The organism is Hansschlegelia beijingensis, from assembly GCF_045505405.1.
In the GTDB taxonomy this organism is placed as follows: Bacteria; Pseudomonadota; Alphaproteobacteria; order Rhizobiales; family Methylopilaceae; genus Methylopila; species Methylopila beijingensis_A.
This window is the reverse complement of record NZ_JBJKEX010000170.1, coordinates 1-6,361: the sequence shown is the minus strand read 5'-3', so window position 1 is coordinate 6,361 and position 6,361 is coordinate 1. Positions and strand designations below refer to the sequence as shown.

The 6,361-nt window shown below is 67.8% G+C and carries 5 protein-coding genes; all 5 read right to left on the bottom strand.

Annotated features, from left to right (window positions below; translation table 11 throughout):
• Positions 1-2,190 (bottom strand): polyribonucleotide nucleotidyltransferase (gene pnp, locus ACIKT0_RS11305; protein WP_407105444.1); only part of this gene is annotated, 2,190 nt, incomplete at its 3' end.
• A 300-nt stretch (positions 2,191-2,490) separates the two neighbouring features.
• On the bottom strand, positions 2,491-2,760 hold the full coding sequence (gene rpsO, locus ACIKT0_RS11300) for a 30S ribosomal protein S15 (RefSeq protein WP_407105443.1): 270 nt from the start codon (positions 2,758-2,760) through the stop codon (positions 2,491-2,493).
• 39 nt (positions 2,761-2,799) lie between these two features.
• Positions 2,800-3,729 (bottom strand): tRNA pseudouridine(55) synthase TruB, encoded by a 930-nt coding sequence (gene truB / locus ACIKT0_RS11295; protein WP_407105442.1) that lies wholly within the window; start codon positions 3,727-3,729, stop codon positions 2,800-2,802.
• The gene (gene rbfA / locus ACIKT0_RS11290; protein ID WP_407105441.1) at positions 3,726-4,136 is read right to left on the bottom strand and encodes a 30S ribosome-binding factor RbfA; all 411 of its coding nucleotides are present in this window, start codon (positions 4,134-4,136) and stop codon (positions 3,726-3,728) included. Before rbfA ends, truB begins: the two co-directional genes overlap by 4 nt.
• A 209-nt stretch (positions 4,137-4,345) precedes the next feature.
• Positions 4,346-6,361, bottom strand: a 2,016-nt coding sequence (infB, locus tag ACIKT0_RS11285; RefSeq protein WP_407105440.1) for a translation initiation factor IF-2, incomplete at its 5' end; no start/stop codon positions are given.

Genomic DNA, 6,361 nt, shown 5'->3' with positions numbered 1-6,361 from the left:
GGGGCGCTGCTCGTCGCCGCCCTCGGAGCCGGAACCGTTCTCCGCCGCCGGAGCCTCGCCGGCCGGAGCGGCGCCGCCCTTGGCCTCGAGGTCCTCGCCGGTCTCCTGGTCGACGACCTTCATCGAGAGGCGGGTCTTGCCGCGATCGTCGAAGCCCATGAGCTTCACCTTGACCTTGTCGCCCTCCTTGAGGACGTCCGAGACCTTAGCGACGCGCTCCTGGCTGATCTGGCTGACATGGACGAGGCCGTCCTTGGCGCCGAAGAAGTTCACGAAGGCGCCGAACTCGACGACCTTCACGACGGTGCCGTCATAGACCTGGCCGACTTCCGGATCCGAGGCGATCGACTTGATCCAGTTGATCGCCGCCTTGATGGCCTTGCCGTCGCTGGAGGCGATCTTGACCGTGCCGTCGTCCTCGATGTTCACCTTGGCGCCGGTCTTCTCGACGATCTCGCGGATCACCTTGCCGCCGGTGCCGATCACTTCGCGGATCTTGTCCGTCGGGATCTTGATGACCTCGATGCGCGGCGCGTACTCGCCGAGCTCGGAGCGTCCCGTCGCGATGGCCTTCGCCATCTCGCCGAGAATGCCGAGGCGGCCGTCCTTCGCCTGGCCGAGGGCGACCTTCATGATCTCCTCGGTGATGCCGGCGATCTTGATGTCCATCTGGAGCGCCGTGACGCCCTGATCGGTGCCGGCCACCTTGAAGTCCATGTCGCCGAGGTGATCCTCGTCGCCGAGGATGTCCGACAGCACCGCGAACTTCTCACCCTCGAGGATGAGGCCCATGGCGATGCCCGCGACCGGGCGCTTCAGCGGCACGCCTGCGTCCATCGCGGCGAGCGAGGCGCCGCACACGGAAGCCATCGAGGACGAGCCGTTCGACTCCGTGATCTCCGAGACGATGCGGAGCGTGTAGGGGAACTCGTCCGCCTTCGGCAGCATCGGGTGGATGGCGCGCCAGGCGAGCTTGCCGTGGCCGACTTCGCGGCGGCCGGGCGCGCCCATGCGGCCGGTCTCGCCCACCGAGTAGGGCGGGAAGTTGTAGTGGAGCAGGAAACGCTCCTTGTAGGTGCCGCCGAGCGCGTCGATGAACTGCTCGTCCTCGCCCGTGCCGAGGGTCGCGACGACCAGCGCCTGCGTCTCGCCGCGGGTGAAGATCGCCGAACCATGGGTGCGCGGCAGAACGCCGACTTCCGAGAGGATCGGACGAACCGTGGTGAGGTCGCGGCCGTCGATGCGGATCTTGTCGTCGAGGATCGCCCAGCGGACGATCTTGGCCTCGAGCTCCTTGAACACCGCGCCGAGCTTGAGCGGATCGATCGGGTTCTCGACGCCTTCGCCACAGAAGGCGGCCTGCGCCTTCTTCTTGGCGGCCGAGACGGCGTCCTGACGGTCCTGCTTGCGCTTGATCTTGTAGGCGTCGCGCAGGTCCGACTCGACCAGCTCGCGCAGCTTGGCCTCGAGCTCCGAGACGTCGTCGACCTGATGGTCGCGCGGCTCCTTGGCGGCCTTCTCGGCGAGGCGGATGATCGCGTCGATCACCGGCTGGAAGCCCGTGTGGCCGAACATGACCGCGCCGAGCATGACCTCTTCGGAGAGCTCCTTGGCTTCCGACTCCACCATCAGCACCGCGTCCTGCGTGCCGGCCACGACCAGGTCGAGGTCCGAGGTCGGCATGCGGTCGGCGACCGGGTTCAGCACGTACTCGCCGTCGATGTAGCCGACGCGCGCGCCGCCGATCGGGCCCATGAAGGGCACGCCCGAGAGCGTCAGCGCCGCCGAGGCGCCGATCATGCCGACGATGTCGGGATCGTTCTCGAGGTCGTAGGAGAGAACGGTGACGACGACCTGGGTGTCATTCTTGTAGCCGTCGGCGAACAGCGGACGGATCGGCCGGTCGATCAGCCGGGACGTCAGCGTGTCCTTCTCGGTCGGGCCGCGCTCGCGCTTGAAGTAGCCGCCCGGGATGCGGCCCGCGGCATAGTACTTCTCGGTGTAGTTGACGGTCAGCGGGAAGAAGTCGACGCCGGCCTTCGGGGCCTTGGCGGACACGGCGGTCGCGAGCACAGTGGTCTCGCCATAGGTGACGAGCACGGCGCCGTCAGCCTGACGGGCGACATGGCCCGTCTCGAGCGTCAGCGTGCGGCCGGCCCACTCGATCTTTTCGCGATGAATTTCGAACATGCGTCTGTTGTCCTTGCGGTCTGAGACCTCAAGGAAGCCGTCGGGCTCTGTCTTTACGCCACGGGCAAGACGGCGCGACGCTTCCTCCCTGAGCGGAGAAGCGCCCTGCGATCCTGCCCCATGACGTTCGGGCCCGATGGCGTCCCGGGTCCCTTTCGTCTGTCATTCGTCGCCGGCGCCCCATTGCGCCGGTGACGGCATTGAACTCAGCGGCCGAAGATCGGCTCCGGTCGCTTGCGTATCTTTCGCGTCCCGAAAACGGTCAGCGACGCCCGGCCTGGGGCCGGGCGCGGAGGAGCGTCAGCGGCGGATGCCGAGGCGCTCGATCAGGGTCTGGTACCGGGCCGGATCCTTGCTCTTGACGTAGTCGAGCAGCGAGCGGCGCTGGCTGACCATCTTCAGCAGACCACGACGCGAATGATTGTCCTTCGCGTGAGCCTTGAAGTGCTGGGTCAGATTGGCGATGCGCTCGGTCAGCACGGCGACCTGCACTTCCGGCGAACCGGTGTCGCCTTCCTTGGTCGCGTACTGGGCGACCACTTCCTTCTTGCGTTCAGCGGTGATCGACATCGGGTCTCTCGTTCGATCGGTTGTTGGTTCCCGGCCGGCTCAAGGCCGGTCGAGGTTGAAGATGCGTCGGGGATGGAGTTCGCCGCGTTCGATCTCGGCGAGCGCGATCAACGCGCCGTCGGCCGTCACGGACACCGTACCCTGGAAGGTAGGGGCATCCCGTCCACGCAGCAGCACCGGCTGCCCATTGAGCAGTCGGGCCGCCTCCGCCCTGTTGACGGCGAGCGCCGGGATGTCGTCCAGCGCCGTCTCGACAGGAAGGAGAGCGTCAGCGAGACCTTGCTCGCCGCCGGCACCCTGTCGCAATCGCTCCAGTTCGTCCAGCGAAATCGCGTGATCCTCGTTGAAGCCGCCCACCATCGTACGTCTCAGCGAGACGATGTGAGCGCGTGTGCCGAGCGCCCGCCCCATGTCGCGGGCGATCGCCCGGACATAGGTGCCCTTGCCGCACTCGGTCTCGAACACGGCGCGATCCGGCGCCGGCATGTCGACGAGATCGAGCCGGTGGACGTCGACCACCCGGGGCTCGAGGATCACCTCCTCGCCCTCGCGCGCGAGGTCATAGGCCCGCGCGCCGTCGATCTTGAGCGCAGAGAACTTCGGCGGGATCTGGGAGACCTGCCCGCGGAAGGACGGCAGGACGTCGAGGATCTCCTCACGCGTCGGGCGGCGCTCGGAAGTCTCGACCGCCTCCCCCTCGGCGTCGTCCGTGTTGGTCTCTACCCCCCACAGAACCTCGAAGCGATAAACCTTGCGGCCGTCCATCACGAACGGCACGGTCTTGGTCGCCTCGCCGAACGCGATCGGCAGGATTCCGGAGGCGAGCGGATCGAGCGTTCCGGCGTGCCCCGCCTTCTTGGCCTGGTACAGCCAGCGCGCCTTCGAGACGGCGTGCGTCGAGGTGACGCCGATCGGCTTGTCGAGCACCAGCCAGCCCGAGATGTCGAGCCCCTTCTTACGGCGGCTCACCGCTCGTCCTCCGGCTCGTCGGCCTTCAGGTCGCGGGCGACCTCCGGTGAACGGAGCAGCGCGTCGATCTGCGAGCCGCGGTCGAAGCTGTCGTCGATGCGGAAGCGCAGGTCCGGCGCGGACTTCAGCGCAAGCCGCTTCACCACCATCATCCGAAGCTGCTTGCGGTTGGCTTCGAGCGCCTTCAGCACCTTTTCCTCGTCCTTGCCGCCGAGCGGCATCACGAAGGCGGTCGCGAGCTTGAGGTCGGGCGTCATCCGGACCTCGGGCACGGTGATGACGTGCTTCTCGAGCACCGGGTCCATGACCTCGCCGCGCTGGAGCACGTCGGCGAGCGCATGGCGCACGAGTTCGCCCACGCGAAGCATGCGCTGGGAGGGGCCCTTCGGCCCGGATTGGCGTGACATGATTTCTTCCTTTGCGCCGAGCGGCCGCCTCGCGGCGAGCCGTCAGGACCGGGATCGGACCGGCCATGAGCGGGATGTTCGATCTGTAAGCGTCACGGCCGGGCGGCGGCGCGAGCCGGCCGCCCTCAGGGCTGACGCTCTTCGGGCGCGCGGTCCGGCCCGAAACGGCTTCGCCGCTTCGGGCGAACGACGCGTTCATGCGTTCGCGATCAGAGCGACCGCTTCACCTCGGTGACGCGGTAGCACTCGATGACGTCGCCGGCGCGCATGTCCTGGTAGTTCTCGAAGGACATGCCGCACTCGGTGCCGGCGCGCACTTCCGGGACATCGTCCTTGAAGCGCTTGAGCGTCGCGAGCTTGCCCTCGTGGATGACGACGTTGTCCCGGATGAGACGCACGCCGGCGCCCTTCTGGACGACGCCTTCCGTGACCAGACAGCCGGCGATCTTGCCCACCTTGGTGACCGAGAAGATCTCGAGAATCTGGGCGTTGCCCAGGAACTCCTCGCGCCGCTCCGGCGACAGCATCCCGGACATGGTCGACTTAATGTCGTCCACCAGGTCGTAGATGATGTTGTAGTAGCGGATCTCGGTGCCGGTCCGCTCCGCCGCGTCACGCGCTTCCTTCAGCGCGCGAACGTTGAAGCCGAGCACGGCGGCGTTGGAGGCGGAGGCGAGGATCACGTCGCTTTCCGTCACGCCGCCGACGCCGGAGAGCAGGACGCGAACGCCCACCTCGTCGTTGCCGATCTTTTCGAGCGCCTGGACGATCGCTTCCACCGAACCCTGGACGTCGCCCTTGATCACCAGCGGAAGCTCCTTCCGGCCGGCGACCTTGATCTGCGACATCATCTCCTCGAGGCCGGAGACGCGGACGGTGGCGCGGGCGGCCGCCTTCTCGCGCTTCTGGCGCGTGCGGTACTCGGCGATCTCGCGGGCGCGGGCCTCGTTCTCGACGACCGCGAGCCGGTCGCCGGCCTCCGGCGCGCCGTTGAAGCCGAGGATCTCCACCGGAGTGGAAGGCCCGGCCTCCGCGACGTTTCCGCCCTTGTCGTCGACGAGGGCGCGCACGCGACCCCATTCGGAGCCCGCGACGATGATGTCGCCCTGGCGCAGCGTGCCGCGCTGGACCAGCACGGTCGCGACCGGACCGCGGCCGCGGTCAAGCTTCGCCTCGATCACCGTGCCCTCGGCCGTACGGTCGGGGTTCGCCTTCAGCTCGAGGATTTCGGACTGCAGCTGGATGATCTCGAGCAGCTTGTCGAGGTTCTCGCCGGTCTTGGCCGACACCTCGACTTCGAGCGTCTCGCCGCCGAGCGACTCGACCTGGATCTCGTACTGCAGGAGTTCGCCGCGCACCTTGCCGGGGTTGGCGTCCTCCTTGTCGATCTTGTTGATCGCCACGATGATCGGCACGCCGGCAGCGCGGGCGTGGTTGATGGCCTCCGCCGTCTGCGGCATGACGCCGTCGTCGGCGGCCACCACCAGCACCACGATGTCGGTCGCCTTGGCGCCGCGGGCGCGCATCGCCGTGAAGGCGGCGTGGCCGGGCGTGTCGATGAAGGTGAGCTTGCCGCCGAGCGGCGAGGTCACCTGATAGGCGCCGATATGCTGCGTGATGCCGCCCGCTTCCCCGCGCTGGACGCTGGTGTGGCGGATCGCGTCGAGCAGCGACGTCTTGCCGTGATCGACATGGCCCATAATGGTGATCACCGGCGGACGCGGCTGCAGCGACTCCACGGGATCGGCCTCGTCAAACAGGCCTTCCTCGACGTCGCTCTCGGCCACGCGGCGCACGGTGTGGCCGAGCTCCTCGGCGAGGAGCTGCGCCGTGTCGGCGTCGATGAGGTCGGTGCTCTTCTTCATGACGCCCTGCTTCATGAGCAGGCGCACCACGTCGATCGCGCGCTCCGACATGCGGTTCGCGAGTTCCTGGACCGTGATGGTCTCCGGCAGCGTCACCTCGCGGGCCAGCTTCTCCTTCGGCTCCTGCACGCCCTTCATGCGCTGGACGCGGCGGCGGTAGGAGGCGACGGAGCGCGTGCGGTCTTCGCCGCTCGATCCGGTCGCGGTGGTGATGGTCAGGCGGCCGCGCTCCTTGGTCGGAGCGGTGCGGGCGTCGTCATGGGCGTCGATCTCGAGCCCCACATTGGCGACCCGGATCTCGTTCTTCCGGCGCTCGAGCGCCTCCTTGCCGTGGAAGTCGGGCTTCGAGAGGTCGACCGT

Coding starts and splice junctions, on each gene's coding strand:
- rbfA (WP_407105441.1), bottom strand. CDS start 4,136: ATGTCACGCCAATCCGGGCCGAAGGGCCCCTCCCAGCGCATGCTTCGC.
- rpsO (WP_407105443.1), bottom strand. CDS start 2,760: ATGTCGATCACCGCTGAACGCAAGAAGGAAGTGGTCGCCCAGTACGCG.